Here is a 3,101-nt window from a genome sequence, read left to right on the forward strand (position 1 = left end):
GGGCGCGCGAGCTGTGGAACGCCCTGTCCGCGCTCCGGCCGCGGCCCCTGTCGCGCGGGCAGCGCTCGCGGCTGGAGTCCATGCTGATCCGCGTGCGGGACGCGGGCGACACCCTGGGCATGCCGCTGCGGCGGGCGCGCTACGACGCCCGGCTGGGCAACGCCCGGGGCGTGGCGCGGTGCCTGGAGGCGGGGCTCACCGCGGCCCAGACGGACGCCTGCGCCGCGACTTCCTGGCCGACGCAGCCCGGGCGGTGGGCACCGCGCGCGTACACTTCCTCACCGGCAGCGCGCTGGAGCGCGACGGCCAGCTCCAGCGGGCCCTGGAGGCCTACGAGCGGGGCCTGGAGCTGGACCCCCTGGAGTGGGAGTACCAGCAGCGCCGCCGGGTGGTGAGCCGGGCGCTGGGCGCGCGCCTGTCCGGCGTCCGAAATGAAAGGGCCCGATTCCCTGGGGAGGGAACCGGGCCCTGACGCCACTCACGGCCGTACGGCCAGGGAGGGGATTACTCGCCGGAGGCCGCGCTGCACGCCGCGCTGATGCTGGTCAGCTTGCTGTAGCAGGCGAAGACGCGCAGCTGGTAGGCGCTCTGCTCGGCCTCGGTCTTGTCGGAGCAGCCCTTGACGTCGTTCACGCAGTCCGCGAACTCCTCGAACTTCTTCTTGTCGTCGTCGGAGCAGGACTCGGTGCTCTTCTCACACTGCTCGCGCTCGGCGTCGGTGATCTCACCGTCGTCACCTTCGACCATGATGCCGCACTCCTCGGCCTGGTCCGCCGTCTTGTTGGCGACGTCCTCGAGCTGGTCGCAGATGCTGCCGCCGCCGCAAGCGGTGAGCGTGAGCGAGGCCATGGCCGCCAGACCGAACAGGATCTTCTTCATGATGGTTCTCCCCCTCAGGGATGAGGTACAGGTGGAAAGCAAGCGGCGCGTAGCTTAGCGGGCGCCGACTTGCGGTCCAGTGGACTTTATTCCGGGAAGTCTATTCAAAAGCAAATAGGGAGCCTGGGGGCGGGTTGATCCGCCAACTGCCTTGACTCCCCCCTGGGTTTCCCGTAAGTCCCGCCGTCTTTTAGCGCGCCGGGCGGTCCGCCGTCCGAAATGCGCGTTGGATTCCATGGGTTGAACCAACCCGAAGCTGACAGGGGTTCGACGATGTACGCAGTCATTCGCACGGGCGGAAAGCAGTACCGCGTCGCCGAGGGCGACGTTGTCCGGATCGAGAAGATCGCCGGTGACATCGGTGCCGAGGTCTCGTTCACCGAGGTCCTCCTGCTGGGCGGCTCTGAGAGCCCGAAGGTGGGCCAGCCGACGGTGGCGGGCGCGAAGGTCGTGGGCAAGGTGCTGGCGCAGGACAAGCACCGCCGCGTCCTGCACTTCCGCAAGGAGAAGGAAGGCTGGACCCGCCGCCGGGGCCACCGCCAGCCGTACACCGAGGTGAAGGTCACCTCGATCTCCGGCTAGTCGCCTTTCCGGTCATTCCCCACACGAACTTTTAAGGAGCAGGTGTCATGGCCCATAAAAAAGGTCAGGGTTCTTCGCGCAACGGGCGTGATTCCAACCCGCAGTACCGTGGCGTCAAGGTGTACGGCGGTGAGACCATCACGGCGGGCAGCATCCTCGTCCGTCAGGTCGGCACGGTCATCCACCCGGGCACGAACGTGAAGCTCGGTCGCGACTTCACCCTCTTCTCGACCGTGGACGGCGTGGTGAAGTACGAGCGCCTCGGCCGCGACAAGAAGAAGGTGTCCGTGTACCCGGCCGCCGCCGAGCAGGCGAGCGCCTAGTCAGTGGCCCCGGGGCGACCCGGGGCATGGCTTACCGAGCGGGTCGTTCCCGGTCCTTCCGTTCCCGTTGGGGACGGGTGGATGCGAGGACGGCCCGCTTCGTGTTTTTCCAGGAGGGCTCTGGCCCCATGAAGTTCGTCGACGAAGTACGCATCTACGTGAAGGCGGGAGACGGCGGGAACGGTGCCGTGGCCTTCCGGCGGGAGAAGTTCATCGAGCGCGGCGGCCCCAACGGCGGGGACGGCGGCAACGGCGGCTCCGTGGTGTTCGTGGCGAACCCGCAGCTGACCACGCTCCTGGACTACCGCTACCAGCAGCACCACCGCGCCAAGAACGGCGAGCACGGCATGGGCAGTGACTGCAACGGTCACGGGGCCGAGGACATGATCCTCCAGGTGCCGGTGGGCACGCTGATCCGCAACGAGCAGACGGGCGAGCTGCTGGTGGATCTGAGCGACCCGGGCCAGCAGTTCGTGGCGGCCAAGGGTGGCCGGGGCGGCCTGGGCAACATGAACTTCGCCACCTCCACGCGCCAGACGCCGCGCTTCGCGCAGGACGGCGGGAAGGGCGAGGAGATCACCCTGCGGCTGGAGCTGAAGCTCCTGGCGGACGTGGGCCTGCTGGGCTTCCCCAACGCGGGCAAGAGCACGTTCATCTCGCGGGTGAGCCGGGCGCGGCCGAAGGTGGCGGACTACCCGTTCACCACGCTGGTGCCGAACCTGGGCATGGTCCAGTACAAGGACAACCTGTCCTTCGTCATGGCGGACATCCCCGGCATCATCGAGGGCGCCAGCGAGGGCGTGGGCCTGGGCCACCAGTTCCTGCGCCACGTGGAGCGCTGCAAGGTGCTGGTGCACCTCATCGACATGGGCGCCGAGGGCGAGGGCCGCAAGCCGCTGGACGACTTCAACATCCTCAACGTGGAGTTGAAGAAGTACAGCGCGGAGCTGGCCAGCAAGCCGCAGGTCGTGGCCGCCAACAAGCTGGACCTGACGGAGGCCCGCGAGCGCCTGGGGCCCTTCACGGAGGCGCTGCGCCGCAAGGGCATCCGCGTGTTCCCGGTGTCCTGCGCCACGGGCGAGGGCATGCCGGCCTTGATGGACGCGGTGGCGGAGGTGCTCTTCACCGGCCGCACCGGGAAGCTCCACGTCGAGGCCCCGGCGAAGAAGACGGTCGCCAGGGCCCCGGTGAAGAAGGCTCCGGCGAAGAAGGCCGCCGCGAAGAAGGCCGCCGCGAAGAAGGCTCCGGCGAAGAAGGCTCCGGCGAAGAAGGCTCCGGCGAAGAAGGCCGCCGCGAAGAAGGCTCCGGCGAAGAAGG

At 68.6% G+C, this 3,101-nt stretch carries 5 protein-coding genes; 4 read left to right on the plus strand and 1 reads right to left on the minus strand.

The features are described from left to right. Positions 1–253: 253 nt before the first annotated feature. A complete protein-coding gene (locus ACLEQD_RS40210) occupies positions 254–472 on the plus strand; it encodes a tetratricopeptide repeat protein (RefSeq protein WP_410391239.1) in 219 nt (72 codons plus the stop codon). Between the two features lie 32 nt (positions 473–504). Here the strand turns inward: ACLEQD_RS40210 and ACLEQD_RS40215 are convergent, their stop codons facing one another. After that, positions 505–879, minus strand: coding sequence for a hypothetical protein (locus ACLEQD_RS40215; RefSeq protein ID WP_410391240.1), 375 nt, complete (start codon positions 877–879; stop codon positions 505–507). Positions 880–1,152: 273 nt separating this feature from the next. Between ACLEQD_RS40215 and rplU the strand changes: the two genes are divergently transcribed. From rplU to obgE, 3 genes are all read left to right on the plus strand, one after another. Beyond that, complete coding sequence (rplU, locus tag ACLEQD_RS40220; protein ID WP_014394222.1) at positions 1,153–1,461, plus strand: 50S ribosomal protein L21; 309 nt, start codon at positions 1,153–1,155, stop codon at positions 1,459–1,461. Positions 1,462–1,508: 47 nt separating this feature from the next. Continuing rightward, positions 1,509–1,784 carry a 50S ribosomal protein L27 gene (gene rpmA, locus ACLEQD_RS40225; RefSeq protein WP_014394223.1) on the plus strand — a complete coding sequence of 92 codons (276 nt, stop codon included), beginning with the start codon at positions 1,509–1,511 and terminating at the stop codon, positions 1,782–1,784. Between the two features lie 128 nt (positions 1,785–1,912). Continuing rightward, on the plus strand, positions 1,913–3,101 hold a 1,189-nt coding region (gene obgE, locus ACLEQD_RS40230), incomplete at its 3' end, for a GTPase ObgE (protein ID WP_410391241.1).

The sequence above is a fragment of the Corallococcus sp. 4LFB genome (assembly GCF_046520365.1).
In the GTDB taxonomy this organism is placed as follows: Bacteria; Myxococcota; Myxococcia; order Myxococcales; family Myxococcaceae; genus Corallococcus; species Corallococcus caeni.

Excerpts from the sequence above, each read along its gene's own strand:
- ACLEQD_RS40215 (WP_410391240.1), bottom strand. The coding sequence starts at position 879 with ATGAAGAAGATCCTGTTCGGTCTGGCGGCCATGGCCTCGCTCACGCTC.
- rplU (WP_014394222.1), top strand. The coding sequence starts at position 1,153 with ATGTACGCAGTCATTCGCACGGGCGGAAAGCAGTACCGCGTCGCCGAG.
- rpmA (WP_014394223.1), top strand. The coding sequence starts at position 1,509 with ATGGCCCATAAAAAAGGTCAGGGTTCTTCGCGCAACGGGCGTGATTCC.